Raw genomic sequence first — 18,193 nt, 5'->3', positions numbered from 1 at the left:
GCCGAAGCGGCCGGGCTGGAGAGCGGCCGGGCTTGGAGCGGCCGGGCTTGGAGCGCGCCGACGGGGTGGCCCTGGGGGGCCGATGGCGGTGAGACCGGCGGGCGTCCCGACGAGTGCCGGGCGCGAGCACCCGACTGGTGTCGAGCGGAACCGGCGGGCGCCGCGCGACCCGGCGGGGGCGGCGGGTGGCCGAGCGGGCGCCCGGGCGGGGCGCGCTCGATTGACGGCATCACTCGTACGAGGCGTGTCGACAACTCTGCGCGATCATCGCATCGCACAGGGTTACGCTCGCCCGATGTACATCAGGCGCCGGCCCGGGGCATCCCGGGCCCACCGATCCCTTCGGGCGTGCGGCACGCTGCTCGCCGTCGCGGGACTGCTCGTCTCCGCCTGCTCCGCGGGGAGTTCCACGAGCTCCGCGAGCCCGGCGGGGTCGGCGGGACTGAGCGCGCTGCCCGGGCCCACGCCCTCGGCGCTGCTCCCCTACTACGGCCAGCGGCCGAACTGGCGGCCCTGCGGTGTCCCCGGCTTCGAGTGCGCCACGCTCAAGGCGCCGCTCGACTACGGGGACCCCGCCAAGGGCGACATCCGGCTGGCGGTCTCACGGAAGAAGGCCACGGGCCCCGGCGAGCGGCTCGGATCACTGCTCGTCAACCCGGGCGGACCGGGCGGCTCGGCGGTCGGCTACCTCCAGTCCTACGCGGGGATCGGCTACCCGGCGGAGGTCCGCGCCCGCTACGACATGGTGGCGGTGGACCCGCGCGGGGTCGCCCGCAGCGAGCCGGTCGAGTGCCTCTCCGGACGCGAGATGGACGCGTACACGCAGACGGACACCACTCCGGACAACGCGCGTGAGACCGGGGAACTGGTCGACGCCTTCAAGACGTTCGCGGAGGGCTGCGGCCGGCACTCGGCGAAGCTGCTGCCGCACGTCTCCACGGTCGAGGCCGCCCGGGACATGGACCTCGTGCGCGCCGCGCTCGGCGACGAGAAGCTGACGTACGTGGGCGCCTCGTACGGCACGTTCCTCGGGGCGACGTACGCGGGTCTGTACCCGGACCGGGTGGGCCGGCTGGTGCTGGACGGCGCGCTGGACCCCTCGCTGCCCGCGCGGACCCTGAACCGGGACCAGACGGCCGGGTTCGAGACGGCGTTCCAGTCCTTCGCGAAGGACTGCGTGCGGCGTGCCGACTGCCCGCTGGGCGGCAGGGGCACCTCGCCGGAACAGGTCGGGAAGAACCTCAAGGCCTTCTTCCGCAAGCTGGACGCGGACCCCATCGACGCGGGCGACGCGGACGGCCGCAGGCTGGGCGAGGCGCTGGCCACGACGGGTGTCATCGCGGCGATGTACGACGAGGGCGCCTGGCCGCAACTGCGCGAGGCGCTGACCTCGGCGATGAAGGACAAGGACGGCGCCGGGCTGCTCGTCCTGTCCGACAGCTACTACGAGCGGGACGCCGAGGGGAAGTACTCGAACCTGATGTTCGCGAACGCGGCCGTCAACTGCCTCGACCTGCCCGCCGCCTTCTCCTCCCCGGAAGCAGTCGAGGACGGCCTGCCCGCCTTCGAGAAGGCGTCCCCGGTCTTCGGCGAGGGCCTCGCGTGGGCCTCCCTGAACTGCGCGTACTGGCCTGTGGCCCCGAGTGGCGGACCCCACCGCATCGAGGCGAGGGGTGCGGCCCCGATCGTGGTCGTGGGCACCACCCGCGACCCGGCGACCCCCTACCGCTGGGCGGAGTCGCTCGCGTCCCAGCTCTCCTCCGGCACGCTTCTCACCCATGAGGGCGACGGCCACACGGCGTACGGGCGAGGCAGCGCGTGCATCGACTCCGCGATCAACCAGTACCTCGTCGCGGGCACCCCTCCGAAGGACGGAAAGCGCTGCTCGGAGGCCTGATGGCGGGCCCCTCCGGGGGTGCTCCCGAGGTGTGCGCGGAGCACCCCCGGAAACTGTGTAGACTTACCGACGTTGCCGATCGCACCATGGTGTCGGCAGCGTGCCGCCTTAGCTCAGATGGCCAGAGCAACGCACTCGTAATGCGTAGGTCTCGGGTTCGAATCCCGAAGGCGGCTCTGTGGAAGCCCCAGAACTCACTCGCCGTGATCTGGGGCTTTTGCTTTGTCCGGACGCGGCTGGACGAGGTCGTACGCGGCCGTGTCGGTGTCGGCGTCGGTTGCGCGTCGCGAACACCCGTCCCACGCCCGCGCCGGTGCGGCCCGTGCCCCGGCGGCGGGCGGTCGCGCTACGCGGTCAGGGTCGTCAGCGCCGGGGCGAACGCGATCAGCAGGGGGAGCAGCGGGGCCAGGGCGGCGGCCGTGGTGGTGCCGCGGCGGTGGGTTCGCGGGAGGCGGGGCGGCGGGTCCAGCAGGCGTTCCACCCGCTGGTGGAGCAGCGGCCGCGGTGTCGCGCAGGACAGGACGCCCCGGTGCTGGTTCAGCTCGATCAGCGCAAGCGCGGTGGTGAGGTGCCCGCAGCGGCGGGAGGCCGTGTCGTCGGCGGAGAGCTCGACCAGGCGGTGCGTCTGGTCGCGGAAGTGCGTGAACAGCGGAATGCCGGGGAAGCCGGCGGCCAGCGCCTGGGAGAGGTGCAGCAGCCAGTCGTGCCGGGCGCGCGCGTGACCCAGTTCGTGGGCGTGGATGGCGTCGAGTTGGCGGCCGGTGAGGCGTCGCAGCGCACCCGTCGTGACGACCAGCCGGGGCGGGTGGCCCGGCATCCACCAGGCGTCCGGGTACTCCTCCTCGAGCACCAGGAGCGGGCCGCGCGAGGCGGGCAGGCCCGCCGGCAGCTCGGGTGCGCGTTCGCGCAGGTGCGCCCTGCGCGCGCGACCGCGCCGGTGCGCCTCCGTCAGCTCGCGGGCGAGCATGGCCGTCGTCCAGGCCGCGCCGCCGGCCAGCAGAAGGGCCAGTGCCGTCGTCCAGGGCGGGGCGGCCGTCAGGTCGTACGCCCTGGTCACGGACGGCGGCGCGGGCGCGAAGACGCGGACGCGGACCGTGTGGAAGACCGCCGAGGCGCTCAGTACGAGTGAGGTCAGGCAGCACAGCAGGACGGTGGCGACCAGGCACTGCCACACCCACAGAGCGAGCACGGGTTCCCGGTCGGGCCAGGCGGCGGCCGTCAGGACGCGCGGGGCCGCGACCGCGGCGGTCAGGGCGACGGCCGCCATCAGCAGGAGGGAGACGGACACGGTCATTCGGGGCTCCTTCTCCTCGGCGGCTCTGTCCCCGGCGGGCTCTCCGGCGCTCCGGCCCCCTCTCCGCGATTCCGGCACGTCGGCCGGGTTCGCGCTGAGCCGGTGCGGGTGCCGGGCGGGAAGTGGGGCGGGGTGTGGCGGTGAACACGCTACCCGCCGTCGGGGCCCACGCGGCAGTGAGCGGCGGGCGGTGGGAGGTGGCCGGTGGGCGGTGGCCGGTGTGGCCCGGGAGGTGGGCGGTGCGGCCCGGGATATGGGGCGGTCCGCGTGTACGCGTTCCCCTCCGACGCGCAGGGCGCGCACCCGCGAGGCCCCCGCCCTGACGGACCCCCCCGCCCTGACGGACCCCCGCGTGCCGGGCCCGGCGTGGTGCGGACCGTGCGGGGCGGACTGTGCGGTGCGGACCGTGCGGGGCGGACGCCGGAGAGCCGCCGAACTCCGCCGAAGTCCGTATGCGGCAAAGAGAATTGGTGGACGCAGGGCGACCCCGCCGTGAACGGCTAGCATCGCCCCTTGTTGTCGAGCCTTGTCGTCGAGTGGGTGGGGTGGGCGTCGTGCCGCAGGAGCCACGCATCGCGGTCGCCGTGGTGACCATGGGGAACCGGCCGGAGGAAGTGGACGCGCTGCTCGCGTCGGTCGCCAAGCAGGACGTGGCGCCCGAACGCATCGTGATCGTCGGGAACGGCTGCCCGCTCCCGGAGTTCGCCGAGCGGCTGGGACTGCCCGGCGAGGTCACCGCGATCGAGGTCGACGAGAACCTGGGCTGCCCGGGCGGCCGGAACGTCGCGCTGCGGCGGCTGCGCGAGTTCGGCGACGTGGACGTCGTGGTCGAACTCGACGACGACGGACTGCTCGTGGACCCGGACGTACTGCGGCAGGTGCGCGGCCTCTACGCCGCCGAACCGCGCCTCGGCATCGTCGGATTCAGGATCGCCGACGAGAGCGGCGAGACCCAGCGGCGGCACGTGCCCCGGCTCGGTGCCAAGGACCCCATGCGGGGTGGTGAGGTGACGTACTTCCTCGGCGGCGGCCACGCGCTGTCCATGGAGATGCTCGCCGGTACCGGCGACTGGCCCGCCGAGTTCTTCTTCGCACACGAGGAGACCGACCTGGCGTGGCGTGCCGCCGACGCCGGCTGGACGATCCGCTACGAGCCGGGACTGCTGCTCCAGCACCCCAAGACCTCGCCCGCCCGGCACGCCATCTACCACCGCGTCACGGCGCGCAACCGCGTCTGGCTGGTGCGGCGCCGGCTGCCGCTCCCGCTGATCCCGGTGCACCTCGCGGTGTGGATCGCCCTGACGCTCGTACGGACGAGGTCCGGAGCCGGGCTGCGGGCGTGGTTCGGCGGTTTCGCCGAGGGGCTGCGGGCCCCGGCGGGGGAGCGGCGTCCGATGCGGTGGCGGACGGTGTGGCGGCTGACGCGCCTCGGGCGGCCGCCCGTCCTCTGAGTCCGGCGGTCCGGCGTGGCGCCGTCCGGTCCGGGACGCCGGGCCGCGCGGCGCTTTTGCTGACGGGAACTCTGGGGAAATTCCAGGTGAACCGAGTCCGTACACCGCGTGAAGGCGAAGGGGGGACGTCGCGGGGAGGCGTTCTTCACCGCGCGTGCCGCGCGCGCGCCAGTAGGTGTTCTCGGACCCGGTCACGACGGCGACACTCCCCCGAGTCGCGGCGACCGTGGACGCCAACCGCGTACCGGAGCGACCGGGTCCGACGCAGTGATCAAATCAGGCCACACCAACGGATCGCTAACATGGGACGAACGGTGTGGCGGGGCACGGAGTTTCGCCTGAAAGGCCGCGGAGCGACTGGATCAGGCCGTCGTAGCCGCTGGTGGGAAGAGGCGGACGAGTGGTCGGCGGTAGGCGGTCGGAGCCCGGGGACGGGCTGCGATTCGGGTTGCTCGGGCCGACCGTCCTGTACGACGCGGGGGGCACGCCAAGGCCCGTCGGCAGCGCCAAGGCGCGGGTGCTGCTCGCCGCTTTGCTTCTGGAACCGGGGCGGGTCGTCTCCGTCGATCTGCTCAAGGACGCGCTCTGGGGCGGGTCGCCGCCCGCTTCCGCGCACGCCTCCCTGCACAACCACGTGACCCGGCTGCGGCGGCTCCTGGACGACCCGGACCGGCTGCGGTCGGTGCCGCCCGGCTACCGGTTGCGGGTCGCCGAGAGCGAGTTGGACGTACGGGTCTTCGAGAGCCGGGTCGAGTCGGCGCGCGCGGCGCACGCGCGGCGCGACTGGGAGCGGGCCGGGGCCGGGGCCGCGTCGGCGCTGGCGCTGTGGCGCGGCACCCCGTTGAGCGGCCTGCCGCCGGAGGCCGGCGGGCACGCCCTCGCGCAGCGGCTCAAGGAGGCGCGGCTGTTCGCGCTGGAGTGCCGCTACGACGCGGAACTGGAGCTGGGCCGCCGGGACCCCGAACGGGTCGTACGCCTCGCCGGGCTCGCCCCCGGGCTTGCGGCCCTGACCGCGGAGTTCCCGCTCCGGGAGGCCTTCCACCGGCAGCTGATGCTGGTCCTGTACCGGACGGGCCGCCAGGCGGAGGCGCTGGCCGTCCATCGCGACCTGCGGCGCACGCTCGTACGCGAACTCGGTGTCGAACCCGGGCTCGCGGTACGGGAGGCGCACCTGGAGATCCTGCGGGAGCCGGGGACCGGGGCGGGAGCCGTGGGCCGGGGCCCCGGGACGCCGTACGGGCGGACGCCGGTCGCTCCGCCCGCGCCGACCGCCCCGGCTGCCCTGTCCACCGGACTCGCCGCGCCTGCCGCACGGTCGCGCGGGGACGAGTCCCTGCCCGCCGGTCCGCCGTCCGTCGGCGGTGGCTCGACCGGTTCGCCCGGGGCCGGTACGGCTTCCGGCTCGTCCCGGACTGCGGCGGCGTCCGCCGAGCCGCGCGGTGCGGACGTGGACCCTGCCGCACGGTCGATCGGGGCCGGTCAGGCGTCCGTCGAGCCGCCGGGTGCGGAACCGGACCCGTACCCCTGCGCAGACTCGGCCGGCCCGGAGTCGACCGAACGGGACTCGGCCGGTCCGGAGGCGGCCGGTTCGGAGGCGGCCGGCCCGGAGTCGACCGAACTGGACTCGGCCCGCACGGGTCAGTCACCTACGGCTGAGTCCCACACGCGTCGGCCCCACACGGGTCAGTCCGGCCCGGCCCCGAAACCGGCTGTCGCCGATCGGGCAGGTCCCGATCGGGCGGGTCCCGATCAGCCGGGGGCCGACCTGGCCGGGCCGGGGGACGCCGCGGCCGGGCGGGACACCTCACCGCCCCGGCCCGCCCAACTTCCCCCCGCCCCCGTCTGCTTCACCGGGCGCGCCGCGACCGTCCGCGACCTGCGGGCCGCGCTCGCCCCCGAGGGAAGCGGCGGCGGGCCCGGCGCCCCCCGTGCGGCCGTCGTCAGCGGCATGGCCGGGGTGGGCAAGAGCGCGCTGGGCGTGCACGTGGCGCACGGCCTGCGGGCGGAGTTCCCGGACGGGCAGCTCTACGTACGGCTGCACGGTGCCACGCCCGGCGTACCGCCGCTCGCCCCCGGGCAGGCCCTCGCCTCGCTGTTGCGCGATCTGGGCGTGGAGTCCTGCGGTGTGCCCGAACACCCCGACGCGGCAAGCGCGTTGCTCCGCTCGCTCCTAGCGCCCACCCGCACCCTGCTGGTGCTCGACGACGCCGCGAGTGCCGCGCAGGTGCGGCCGCTGCTCCCGGCGGGACCCGGGTGCGCGGTGATCGTGACCAGCCGCTCGCCCCTCACCGCCCTCGACGGGGTGACGCGCTTCCCGCTGGCGCCGCTCTCCGGGGAGGAGAGCGCCGCGTTGCTCCGGGCCGTGTCCGGGCGGGACGGGCTCGACGGCGCCCACCCCCTGGTCGGGCTCACCGGGCGGCTGCCCCTGGCGCTGCGGATCGTCGCCGCCCGTCTCGCAGCCCGGCGGGTGCTCACCCCGGACGCCCTCGCCGGTCAGCTGGCCCGCTGCGGCGAACGTCTGCACCACCTGGAGTACGACGACCTCAGCGTGCGGCGTTCGCTCGCGGTCGCCCTGGACGCCCTGCGCGCCTCGGACCGGGAGGCGGACCGGGACGCGGCGCTCGCGCTGCGCCGGATCGGCGCGCTCGATCTGCCGACCTACGGGGTGCCGCTCCTCGCCAGGCTGCTGGGCACGAGGGAACGGCGGGCCGAGGCCGCCCTCGACAGGCTGGTCGACGTCGCGCTGCTCGACGAGACGGCGTTCGGCCGGTACGCCCCGCACGACCTCGTACGGGACTTCGCGCGCGAGGTCGCCCGGGAGGCGGGCGACGGGACGGGCCCCCGGGAGCCCGCGCACTCCTCGCGGCCCCCGCACCCGCACTCGTACACCGAGGAGCCCGCCCCGGCTCCCGGCGCGGCGGCAGGAACGGCAGGCACGGAGGCAGGACAGGCAGGCGCGGCGGCAGGACAGGCAGGCGCGGAGGTGGGCGCGGGCGGTGGCACCCGCTCCGGTGCCTGCGATCCCACGGAGACCGCCCTCCACTGGTACATCGCCTCGGCCCGGCAGTGCGTACTCGCCCTCACCCCCTCCGGCGTGGACCGGGACAACCGGCTCGGCGCGACACCGATCGAGCGGGAGCGGGCGTACGCGGGACGCGAGGAGGCGCCCCCGTTCGGCTCGGCCGCGGAGGCCGTCGCGTGGGGCGACCGGGAGGTGGCGAACGTCCTCGCGCTCGTCGAGGGGCCCGCGGGCGGGTCCCCTCTTGTCCCGGTCCTCGTGCGCTCGCTCTTCCCCTACCTGCAACGCCGGGGCAGGTTGCGTGAGTTGGCGGCGCTGGGACGGCAGGCCCTGACGGTCGCGCGGCGGCTGGGGGACGACGCCGCCGAGGCGATCGCGCTCTCCGACCTGGCGGGCCTGCACTTCATGCAGGGGCGGGCCGGCGAGGCGCTCGCCCTGACCGACCAGGCTCTCGCGCGCTGGCGCGGTCTCGGCGTGGTGTCGCGCATCCAGCGCTGCCTGAACAACCGCGGCCTGCTCCTGGAGAGCCTCGGCCGGTACGCGGAGTGCGAGTCAGCGCTGCGGGAGAGCCTGGAACTCGCCCGGGAACTCGGTGACATGGACGGCGAGGCCATCGCCTACAGCAACCTGGGCAACCTGTACGAGCACAGCGATCCGCGGGCCGCCGTCGCGTGGCACGAGCGCAGTCTCGCCCTGGGCGAGGTCATGGGCGACTCCCGGATCCGTGAGTCGGGGCACTGCAACATCGGGTTCGCCCACCTGTCGCTCGGGGAGCCGGGCGGAGCGCTGGAGCACTTCGACCGCGCGCTGAGCGTGTCCGACGGGGTGGACTGGCAGAGCGGCTCGCAGACCCGGCTCGGCCTGGTCAGGGCGCTGCGCGGGCTCGGCCGCACCGAGCGGGCGGAGCGGGAGTGCGCCCTGCTGCTGGAGCGTGCCGAGCGGCTCGCCGACCGCTACACGACCGGTCTCGCCCGGCACCAGAGGGGACTCCTCCACCGGTCCGCGGGCCGCGCCGACGACGCCCACGAGCAGTGGCGGCTGGCTCTCGACGCACTGGAGGGGACCGACACCCCGGTCGTGGAGGAGCTGCGGAACCTCCTGGGCCGCGCCCGGCCGCCGCTCACTTCGCGTCCGCGTAGCACTCCACCACCGCCGTCGTGAAGGGGAACCGCACCGGCGTGGGGCCGAACGTCAGCCGCCCCGCCAGCTCGGCGGCCTCCCGGATCGCCTCCACCACCACCTCGGCCTCCTCGGCCGGGCAGTGCACCATCACCTCGTCGTGCTGGAAGAAGACCAGTTCGGCGGCGAGGTCCCGGCAGGAGCGGCGGAGCGCGGCGAGGACGAGCAGCGTCCAGTCGGCGGCACTGCCCTGCACGACGAAGTTGCGCGCGAAGCGGCCGCGGGCACGGGAGTTGGTGGAGGCGTAGCCCGGGACCCACTCGTCGCCGTCCGTCGCGGGGGTGCCGTTCTCGCCGCTCCCGGCCGGTCCGTCCTGCGGAATCCCCGCTTCCTCCCCCGAGGCCTCCGACCCGACCGCGGGCGGGCAGGTGCGCCCCAGCCAGGTCCGTACGAGACGGCCCTCCTCGCCCGCCCGCGCCGCGTCGTCCACGTACGCCACCGCCAGGGGGAAGCGGCGGCGCAGCAGCGCGAGGTTCTTCAGGCCGTCGCCCGAGGTCTGTCCGTAGATCGCGCCGAGCACGGCGAGCTTGGCCTGCGCGCGGTCGCCGGAGAAGGCGCGGTCGGAGACCTCCTGGTAGAGGTCGGTCTCCCGGCCGGCGACCTCCATCAGGCCGGGGTCGCGGGAGATCGCGGCCAGCACGCGAGGCTCCATCTGGTCGGCGTCGGCCACGACGAGCCGCCAGCCGGGGTCGGCGACCGCGGCGCGGCGCACGACCTTGGGGATCTGCAGCGCCCCGCCCCCGTTGGTCACCCAGCGTCCGGTGACCGTGCCGCCCGGCAGGTACTCGGGTCTGAAGCGTCCGTCCCGCACCCAGTCCTGGAGCCATGACCAGCCGTGGGCCACCCAGATGCGGTAGAGCCTCTTGTATTCGAGGAGGGGTTTCACGGCCGGGTGGTCGACGGTCTCGATCTCCCACCGGCGCGTGGACCGCACCTTGATGCCGGCCTGCCCGAAGGCCTTGACGACGTCGGCGGGCAGATCCGGCCGGACCCGGCGTCCGAAGGCCGCGGACACCTCGTCGGTCAGCTCGGCCAGCCGGCGGGGCTCACCGCCGCCCGTGTACCGCTCGCCGAGCAGTTCGTGCAGCACCTCGCGGTGCACGTCGGTGCTCCAGGGCAGCCCGGACGCGTTCATCTCGGTCGCCACCAGCATGCCCGCGGACTCGGCGGCCGTCAGCAGCCGCATCCGCCCGGGGTGCGCGCTCGCGTCGTGCCGCCGCTGCTGGTCCGCGTACACCTCGATGATCTGTTCCAGCGGTACGTGGACGGGGCGCGGTTCGAAGAGGGAGGACTGGGAGCCGGGCTCGGCGGCGCGCTGTCGGGGATCGGGCGGTACGGGCCCGCCGCGCAGCCTCGCCAGCGCGGCGGCGGCCGAACGGGGTTCGCCGAGCCGGCCCTCGTGGCCGAGGAGCAGGGTCTCGGCGGCCTCCACGTCGTAGCACCGCTCCACGTGGACACCCGCGGCGTGCAGCCGCGGGTGGACCTCGGCGGTCGCCCGCCACACCCAGCGGGTCACGTCGGGCCGGGAGCGGACGGCCCCGGCCAGGTCGGGCTCGCGCAGGACGGGTCCGGCGGGCAGCCCGTCGGACCCGAGGGGGGCGAGCTCGGCGCCGCCGTCCTCGGTCGGCGCGAGAGCCCACCTTCCGGTCATGCCCCGAGTCTCGCAGGAGGGTCGGACAACGGCCGTGACCTGCGCACCCGCGCCGGCGGAGCCGCGTGTGCGTGCCTCCACGGGCGGGGCGGGCGCCCCTCCCGCCGGAGCCCTCCCCGAAGCGGGTCGGCACGGCGCGGGGCGGCGTGGCTCGGGATGGGGCGGCGCGACTCGGACAAGCGCGACGCGGGCGGGCCGGGGGTCGGGTCCCGGACCCCCGGGACCTAGCCCTTCCCCTCCTCCTCCTCGGCCTCCGCCGCTCCCGCCGCTCCCGCCGCCGCCTCCCGCGCCGCCGCCAGTCCGGCCAGCGCCTTCTCGATGTTCTGCTCGGCCGCCGCCTTGTCGATGCCGAGTCCGGCGAGCAGTCCCGTACCGGCCTCGTGCTCCAGCAGGGCGAGCAGGACGTGCTCCGTGCCGATGTAGTTGTGCCCCAGGCGCAGGGCCTCGCGGAAGGTGAGTTCGAGGACCTTCTTCGCCGCCGCGTCGAAGGGGATCAGCTCGGGGACCGACTCCGCGCGCGGCGGCAGGGCGGCGGTCGCCGCCTCGCGCAGGGCGTCCAGGGTCACGCCCTGCGCGACGACCGCCTTCGCCCCGAGGCCGTCGGCCTCCGCGGCGAGGCCGAGGACCAGGTGCTCGGTCCGCGTCCGGTCGTTGCCGGCGGTCTTCGCCTCGTTGTGGGCGATGACCACGACGTTCCTGGCCCGCGGGGTGTAGCGGGCGAACCCCTGGCTGGGGTCGAGGTCCGATTCGGCCTTCGGCACGAACCGCTTCTGGGCCGCCTGCCGGGTGACTCCCATGCTCCTGCCGATGTCGGTCCAGGAGGCGCCGGAACGGCGGGCCTGGTCCACGAAGTGGCCGATGAGGTGGTCGGCCACGTCACCGAGGTGGTCCGCGGCGATCACCGCGTTCTCCAGCTGGTCCAGTTCGTTGGAGTGCACCTTCTTGATGGCGTCGATGAGGTCGTCGAGACGGATGGAGGTGCTCACGGAAGGGTTCGAGGTCATGTGTCAACCGTAAGTTGACACTGCGACACTGTCAACCGTCAGTTGACAGTCGGGAGGCGGCTGTCCGCACACCCCCGTGCCCCGTCCCGAGCTGTCGCAGGCACCCGGCCGCCGAGGCCGCCGCACCCACGGCCACGCAAGCCGCCGCGCAGATCCCGAGCGCCTCCCACGGCACGGCGACGGCCACCGGGGCCGAGAGCCGGCCGAGCGCGGCGCCCAGTCCGGCCAGGTTCACCGCCGCGACCGCCCCGCCGAGCAGGACGCCCAGGCAGACCGCCGCCACCGACTCCCCGACCACCACCCGCAGCACCTGTCCGCGCGTCGCCCCCGCCAGCCGCAGCGACCGCAGCTCCGCCGACCGCGCCGACGTGGCCATCAGCAGGGTCCCGGCCAGCGAGATCGCGGCGTACGCCAAGGCGATGCCGAGCACCACGAACAGGCCGAGCCGGGTCTGCGCACCGGCGCGCGGCCGTGTCGAGGAGACCCACTCCGAGGCCGGCAGCACGGTCCCGCCCGAGGCTTCGAGGGCCGCCGCCAACCGGTCCCGCCCGGCCCGTCCGGCCGCCCGGGGGGCGCGTACGTCCACCCGGTCGACGACCGCGCCCCGGGCGTTCGCCATGGTCACGTACGCCCCGTTGTCCCCGGTCCCGCGCGCCAGCACGGCCGCGACGCGCAGCCGGGCCCGCCGTCCGTCGCCCAGCACGACCGGTACGACCGAGCCGACCTCGTGCCGCGCCCACTCCTCGTTCACGACGATCGACCGGTCGTCGAGACCGCGCACGTCCCCCGCCACGACCGGCAGCCGGGTCACGGCGGCGAAGCCCGCCACGTCCGTCACGGCCCGGGCCGCGGACCGTACGAGCGCGGTGCCGTCCTCGCGGACGAACACCGCCGTCGGGGCGGACCCGGTCGCGGCGGCCCCCGCCGCGCGGGCGGCGCGCCGCGCACCCGCCCCGCCGTCCGGCAGGTCCGTCACCACGAGGTCGGCCCGGGTCCGCTCCCGGACCTCGGCCCCCTTCGCCGCCGCCACCGTCCCGGCCGCGCCCAGCAGCGACCCGGCCAGCCCGACCGTCAGCAGCACGGGCGCGGCCACGGCCGCCGTGCGCCGCACCGAGGCGGCCGCGTTCTCTCGGACCAGCATCCCGCCCGCGCCGGGCAGCCGCAGCAGCCGCACGAGCGGGCGGACGAGGGCGGGAGCGAGCACCGCGACCGCCGTGACCAGGACCATCGGCCGGGTCGTGTACGACTTGCGCCCCAGCAGGTCCGAGGGGTCCGACACCAGCGTCCAGCCGAGCAGCCCCAGCCCGCAGGCCAGCAGCACCCCGCCCGCGATCCACCGCGCCCGCGGCATCACCCCGGTGTCCGCGGACGCATCGCGCAGAACCTCGGCGGGGCCGGTGCGCCCCGCACGCCCCGCGGCCGTCCAGGCGCCCGCGAGGGCGACCGACACGCCTGTCCAGAAGGCGAGTTGGCAGCTCCAGTGCCCCAACGGCCGCTCCTGCACGGCGAACCACGCCGGGGCCACCCCGCCGTCCACCAGGGCGCGCCCGAGCAGGGGCGCAGCCCACGAGCCCAGCGCACCGCCCGCCGCCGACGCCGTGAGACCGACCGCGGCCGCCTCCCCGAGCAGCAGCCGGCGCACCTGGCCGGGCGTGGCCCCGGCCGTCCGCAGCAGCCCGAACTCCCTTCTGCGCAGCGCCACGACGAAGGCGAAGGTCGAAGCCGTCACGAAGGCCGAGACGAAGGCCGCGACCCCGGCGGCCGTCCCGAGGAGCGCGTTCACCGCGACCAGCGCCTCGGCGTCACGGGCGGTCGCGGGGTCGACGAGTCGCCGCGCGTCGCCGGTCAGGACCCGCGCTCCGTCACCGGTCACCTCGCGCACGGCCTCCCGTACCGCCGCGACGGGGGCGGTCACTCCGACCGCGTCCCGTCGTCCGCCGTCCAGACGCACGGGACCGAGCGCCCGGAGCCGGGCGAGCAGTTCGTTGTCCACAGGCTGTGGATGGGCGAGCGGCTCGGAGGCCTCGGCGGTCCCGGGGCCCCGCCGCACCTCCATGGTGAGCGTGTCCCGGCCCGTGACCACCACGGACGACGCGGCGAACCGCTCCGGCGGCCGCTCCGGCGCCTCCAGCGAGGCGGCGAGCCCGAGGGCCATCGCCGTCATCACGCCCACCCCCAGCGCGACGGCGACGAAGGACCCGGCGAAGGACGCCCACCGCGTGCGCAACGAGGAGAGGGTCAGCACGGCACGCCCTCCAGCTCGGTCATGCGTGAGGCGACCCGCTCGGCCGACGGCGAGGCCAGCTCGCCGCTCACCGCGCCGTCGACGAGGAAGACGACCCGGTCCGCGTACGAGGCCGCCACCGGATCATGCGTCACCATGACCGTCGTACGGCCGTCCCGGTCCACCAACTCCCGCAGTAGGCCCAGCACATGGCGGCCGGTCGAGGTGTCGAGGGCACCTGTCGGCTCGTCGGCGAACAGCACCGCGGGCCGGGTGACGAGCGCCCGGGCCAGCGCGACCCGCTGCTGCTGGCCGCCCGACAACTGCGCGGGCCGGTGCCCGGCGCGGTCCGCCAGCCCGACCCGCTCCAGCGCCTCCCGCACCGCCTGCCGCGACGGCCCGCGGCCCGCCAGCCGCAGCGGCAGCGCCACATTGCGCGCGGCCGTCAGGGAGGGCAGCAGGTTGTACGACTGGAACACGAACCCCACACGCTCGCGGCGCAGCAGCGTCAGCCCGCGCTCGCCCAGCCCGGTCAGCTCGGTCCCGCCGATCGCCACGCTGCCGGACGTCGGCCGCTCCAGACCCGCGGCGCACTGGAGCAGGGTGGACTTGCCCGAGCCGGAGGGGCCCATCACCGCCGTGAAGGTGCCGGCGGCGCAGTCGAGGTCGACCCCGTCCAGGGCGGTGACGGCGCCGTAGCGGCGGCGCAGGGATCGGATGCGTACGGCTGTGGTGGTCATGCGTACCAGCGAACCGTCGCGGGCCGGCGCGCACACGACCACCAGGGGGTGTCCCGGGGGTGGGGCCCGCCCCACCCCCGTGGCCCGCCGCCCGTCCGTGGCACGATCGGAGGATGAGCAGTACGTCCGGCGCCGTGGAGCGCGCCTTCGCCGCGGCCCTCTACGCCGCCTCCGACTCCGCCCTCGACACGGGCGCCTCGCTGCTCGCCGCCGACCCCGGTTCCGACACCGAACTCGCCCGGCGCGGCGAGGAGTTCGTGGCCGCTGCCTGGCGCCGCGGCTGGCAGCCCGCGGACCTCGTGCGCGTGGTGCGGCGCGAGCTGGAGGACGTCCACGTACGACTGGCCGGCGGACTGGTCCTCGACGAGAGCCGCCGGGACCGCCGGCCGCGCGACCGCCGCTGGACCGCGCAGCTGGCGGAGCTCGCGGAGGCCGGCGCGGGGGAGCGGGCACCCCGCACGGACCGCTTCTCGTACGCCACCGCCGTGCTGGAGCTGTACCGGCTGCTGCTGCGTCTGCCCTCCATCGAGCCGCTGGACGCACCGGACGACCGGAACGGGCCCCGGGCCGCCGCGGCCCCGCACGACACCCGCATGCTCTCCCGGATCCGCGCGCTGCTCGCCAAGGCGGAGGCGACCGGTTTCCCGGAGGAGGCGGAGGCGCTCAGCGCGAAGGCGCAGGAGCTGATGGCCCGGCACAGCATCGACGAGGCGCTGCTCGCCGCCCGTACGCACGCCGCGGACGCGCCCGGAGCCTGCCGGATCGGTGTCGAGCCGCCGTACGAGACGGCGAAGGCGGTGCTCCTGGACGCCGTGGCCGGGGCGAACCGGTGCCGCGCGGTGTGGAACGAGGCCCTCGGCTTCTCCACGGTCGTCGGCTTCGACCCCGACCTGGAGGCGGTCGAACTCCTCTACACCTCGCTGCTCGTGCAGGCCACGGCGGCGATGACGAAGGCCGAGGCGGCCCAGCGGGCCGGCGGCAGGAAGCGCACGAAGTCCTTCCGGCAGTCCTTCCTCGCCGCGTACGCGCACCGGATCGGCGACCGGCTCGCCGAGGTGGCCGCCGCGGCCGAGGCGTCCGCGGCGCGGGACCCCGGCGCGGTCGCGGAGGGGGCGCTGCTGCCGGTGCTCGCGGCCCGGGACGTCGCGGTGACGGACCGGGCCGAGCGGATGTTCCCCGACACGGTCACGACCCGGATGCGGGGGATCACCGACGAGGCCGGATGGCAGGAGGGGTCCGCCGCTGCGGACCGGGCCCAGGTGAGGGCGCGGCCACCGCTGCGGTGACGTCCGCGGGTCGGCGGGCCGCCCCGGCCGGCGCCGCGGCGACCTCCCCGGCCGGGCTCAGTCGCCGGCGCGCTGGAAGGGCGTCACGGTCGCGTCGGGCTCGCCCGCGGCACGCAGGGCGACCTCGCCGAACTTCCACGGGAAGGACAGCTCGGTGCCCGCGCCGGGCAGCTTGAACGCCGCGTCCTGGACGGCGGCGCCCTTCTGCGCGTCGCCCTTCGGCCCCCGGACGTACGTGAGCGTGAAGGTCGCCGCCTCGGCGGGCCTGACGGTCAGCTTCTCCGGCTGGGCGGACTGCTCGCGCCCGACCGTCCAGGAGCCGCCGCCGCCCGTCAGGCCGACCTCCGGGAAGCCGTTCAGGGTGCAGCCGGCGTTCGACGTGTTGGTCAGGGTGACGGAGACGTTCCCGGTGTCGCCGGCGGCCGGCGCCTCGTTGGCGGCGACCTCCTGGGTGAACTGGCCGGGCTTGCAGGCACGGGCCGACGAACCGCCGGCGGCCGAGCCGCCGCCGGTGCCGTTCGAGCCGTTGCCGGAGTCGGCCGAGTCGGAGCCGGACCTCTTCCTGTTCTTGCCGGTGCCACTGCCGCCGCTGTCACAGGCGGTCAGGGTCAGGGCGAGGGCCGCCGCGAGTGCGGTGGCGGCTACGGGCAGGGTGCGCATGGGTGTCCTCTGGCCTCGGGGTCGTCCCTCGGGGACGACGGCTCAAGAATCATCATGCGTCCTTGCGCGCCGTGGTTCCGCCCACGGGCGGACGATCGGCGAATCCTCGCGGAGCCCGGCGCCGAGGATCACCCGCGAGCCGGGCCGTGCGCGCCCCCGAGCCGGGCCGTGCGCGCCCCCCGAGAACGTCAGGAGCCCAGGTCCGCCGTCGGCAGCCCGGTCGGGAACTTCCCGCCCTCCGACTTCGTATACGTCTCCTCGCCGAAGCCCTCCCAGGTGACCTTCAGGGTCGTGGCGTCGACGGAGTCCACCATTCCCTCGGACCGGTCCTTGTTCTTGTCGGAGCACTTCAGCTCGATCATCCGCATGCCGGACTTCTCGCCCGCCGTACCGCTGCACACGGAGCCGCCGGTGGAGAAGAGCGCGGCCCGGCCGTCGGTGATCACGAGTGCCACGGCCTTGCCCTCCTTGGTGGCCAGCCAACTGCCCTCCAGGGGGCCGGCCTTGGACGCGCTGCCGCCCGACGGGTCCCCGGAGCCGCCGCCGGTGTCCGCCGAGCCCGTGGGCTTCGCGGTCGCCGAGGAGGGCGGGCCGTCGCCGTCGTCGCCGCTGCAGCCGGTGAGGACGAGCGCGGCCGCGAGCCCCGCCGCCGCGGCCGAGATCCGCACCTGCCTGCGGGAGAAGGTCGCCGAAGTCACTGAAGCCCCCCAAGGGTCTGGCCGGACGAGTCGCCGGTACCCCGCGGGTACCGCCGGTGCCGCCGGTGACACCGGAACGACGGCAGCAAGCTACCAGGCGGTACGAACGGCATACCGGGCCCTTGCGGTGCTTCCGTCCGGTCCGCCACGCTCTGTCCCGTGCGGTCCGCCGCCCTCTGTCCCGTGCGGTCCGCCGCCCTCTGTCCCGTGCGGTCCGCCGCCCTCTGTCCCGTGCGGTCGGCTTCCGTCTCCCCGGTCCCACGGGACTCCTCCGGGTCCCCGGCGGAGTGCTCCCGTCCCACCCGAGCCGCTCCCGGGTCCCACTGGTCCCACCGGAGTCCCCCCGTCCCGCCGGAGTCCCCCCGTCCCACCGGAGTCCCCCCGTCCCACCGGAGTCGCTCCCGGCCCCACCGGAGTGCACCCCCGCCCGGCTCCCACCCCCGTTCCGTCCCGTGCGGCGCCTTGGCCCCTCGGCCACCACGACTCGGGCCTCCGGCCCAATTCGCGGGCAGGGCAAGGTGGTTGAAGGGAACAGGAAGGGCCCGGCGAGCGTCTCTCCCTCAAACGGGGGAAGACTGTGGACCGATCGGAACGATTGGGACGGCGTGTCCGTCGAAGGTGTAATCGCAGGACCACCCCCCGTGCACGTGCATCTGCCCATGCATCTGCATGTGAAGACAGCTATGATCCGGATCAGTTGACCACTGCATCAATGGCAACAGAAGCCAATGCACCACCGGGGAGCGACCTGTGGACCACGACGTGTACAACGGCATGGCTGCCACGGAGCTGCACGAGGCGGCCTGGCAGAAGAGCAGACACAGCAACTCGCAAGGATCCTGTGTGGAGTTCGCCCGGCTGCCCGGCGGTGAGGTGGCGGTCCGCAACTCCCGGTTTCCCGACGGACCCGCCCTCGTCTACACGCGCGCCGAGATCGAGGCCATGCTCCTGGGGATCAAGGACGGCGAGTTCGACCACCTGATCGCGGGCTGACCGGGGCCGTTCGCGGCGCCCGCGGACCACGGGGCGCTCCCTGCCCCCGGTCTCCCCGGCGCGCGCCCCGCGGCGGCACCCCCGAGGTCCGCCGGTC

Annotated in this window: 12 protein-coding genes and 1 tRNA gene; 6 read left to right on the top strand and 7 right to left on the bottom strand. The window is 75.4% G+C overall.

Translation table 11 applies throughout. From position 1 onward, the window contains the following. Positions 1–295: 295 nt before the first annotated feature. Positions 296–1,897 carry an alpha/beta hydrolase gene (locus IE265_RS17480; protein WP_190036512.1) on the top strand — a complete coding sequence of 534 codons (1,602 nt, stop codon included), beginning with the start codon at positions 296–298 and terminating at the stop codon, positions 1,895–1,897. A 102-nt stretch (positions 1,898–1,999) separates the two neighbouring features. Continuing rightward, a tRNA-Thr gene (locus tag IE265_RS17475) sits at positions 2,000–2,073 on the top strand. 170 nt (positions 2,074–2,243) lie between these two features. Here IE265_RS17475 and IE265_RS17470 read toward each other — a convergent pair. Further along, positions 2,244–3,185, bottom strand: coding sequence for a M56 family metallopeptidase (locus IE265_RS17470; RefSeq protein ID WP_190036621.1), 942 nt, complete (start codon positions 3,183–3,185; stop codon positions 2,244–2,246). Between the two features lie 599 nt (positions 3,186–3,784). Here IE265_RS17470 and IE265_RS17465 point away from each other — a divergent pair. Beyond that, positions 3,785–4,642 (top strand): glycosyltransferase, encoded by an 858-nt coding sequence (locus tag IE265_RS17465; RefSeq protein ID WP_229916255.1) that lies wholly within the window; start codon positions 3,785–3,787, stop codon positions 4,640–4,642. 400 nt (positions 4,643–5,042) lie between these two features. Beyond that, positions 5,043–8,822 (top strand): AfsR/SARP family transcriptional regulator, encoded by a 3,780-nt coding sequence (locus tag IE265_RS17455; protein WP_229916245.1) that lies wholly within the window; start codon positions 5,043–5,045, stop codon positions 8,820–8,822. Here IE265_RS17455 and IE265_RS17450 read toward each other — a convergent pair. From IE265_RS17450 to IE265_RS17435, 4 genes are all read right to left on the bottom strand, one after another. Then, positions 8,782–10,491: a bifunctional 3'-5' exonuclease/DNA polymerase gene (locus IE265_RS17450; protein ID WP_190036510.1), complete on the bottom strand. Its 1,710-nt coding sequence runs from the start codon at positions 10,489–10,491 to the stop codon at positions 8,782–8,784. The genes IE265_RS17455 and IE265_RS17450 overlap by 41 nt on opposite strands. Before the next feature lie 224 nt (positions 10,492–10,715). Next, positions 10,716–11,495: a Clp protease N-terminal domain-containing protein gene (locus IE265_RS17445; RefSeq protein ID WP_190036509.1), complete on the bottom strand. Its 780-nt coding sequence runs from the start codon at positions 11,493–11,495 to the stop codon at positions 10,716–10,718. Between the two features lie 31 nt (positions 11,496–11,526). Beyond that, positions 11,527–13,740 carry an FtsX-like permease family protein gene (locus IE265_RS17440; RefSeq protein ID WP_190036508.1) on the bottom strand — a complete coding sequence of 738 codons (2,214 nt, stop codon included), beginning with the start codon at positions 13,738–13,740 and terminating at the stop codon, positions 11,527–11,529. Then, on the bottom strand, positions 13,734–14,459 hold the full coding sequence (locus IE265_RS17435; protein WP_190036507.1) for an ABC transporter ATP-binding protein: 726 nt from the start codon (positions 14,457–14,459) through the stop codon (positions 13,734–13,736). Before IE265_RS17435 ends, IE265_RS17440 begins: the two co-directional genes overlap by 7 nt. 113 nt (positions 14,460–14,572) lie before the next feature. On the opposite strand from IE265_RS17435, the gene IE265_RS17430 reads away from it, so the two are divergent. Then, positions 14,573–15,745 (top strand): DUF2786 domain-containing protein, encoded by a 1,173-nt coding sequence (locus IE265_RS17430; RefSeq protein ID WP_190036506.1) that lies wholly within the window; start codon positions 14,573–14,575, stop codon positions 15,743–15,745. Positions 15,746–15,802: 57 nt separating this feature from the next. Here the strand turns inward: IE265_RS17430 and IE265_RS17425 are convergent, their stop codons facing one another. Both IE265_RS17425 and IE265_RS17420 read right to left on the bottom strand, forming a co-directional pair. Continuing rightward, complete coding sequence (locus IE265_RS17425; RefSeq protein WP_190036505.1) at positions 15,803–16,405, bottom strand: DUF4232 domain-containing protein; 603 nt, start codon at positions 16,403–16,405, stop codon at positions 15,803–15,805. A 188-nt stretch (positions 16,406–16,593) separates the two neighbouring features. Continuing rightward, the gene (locus tag IE265_RS17420) at positions 16,594–17,103 is read right to left on the bottom strand and encodes a hypothetical protein (protein WP_190036504.1); all 510 of its coding nucleotides are present in this window, start codon (positions 17,101–17,103) and stop codon (positions 16,594–16,596) included. 750 nt (positions 17,104–17,853) lie between these two features. On the opposite strand from IE265_RS17420, the gene IE265_RS17415 reads away from it, so the two are divergent. After that, on the top strand, positions 17,854–18,096 hold the full coding sequence (locus IE265_RS17415) for a DUF397 domain-containing protein (RefSeq protein WP_079103477.1): 243 nt from the start codon (positions 17,854–17,856) through the stop codon (positions 18,094–18,096). Positions 18,097–18,193: the final 97 nt, after the last annotated feature.

The sequence above is a fragment of the Streptomyces fructofermentans genome (assembly GCF_014651055.1).
In the GTDB taxonomy this organism is placed as follows: Bacteria; Actinomycetota; Actinomycetes; order Streptomycetales; family Streptomycetaceae; genus Streptomyces; species Streptomyces fructofermentans.
Note: the sequence above shows the minus strand (reverse complement) of the source record. Positions and strands in the feature narration are given on the sequence as shown.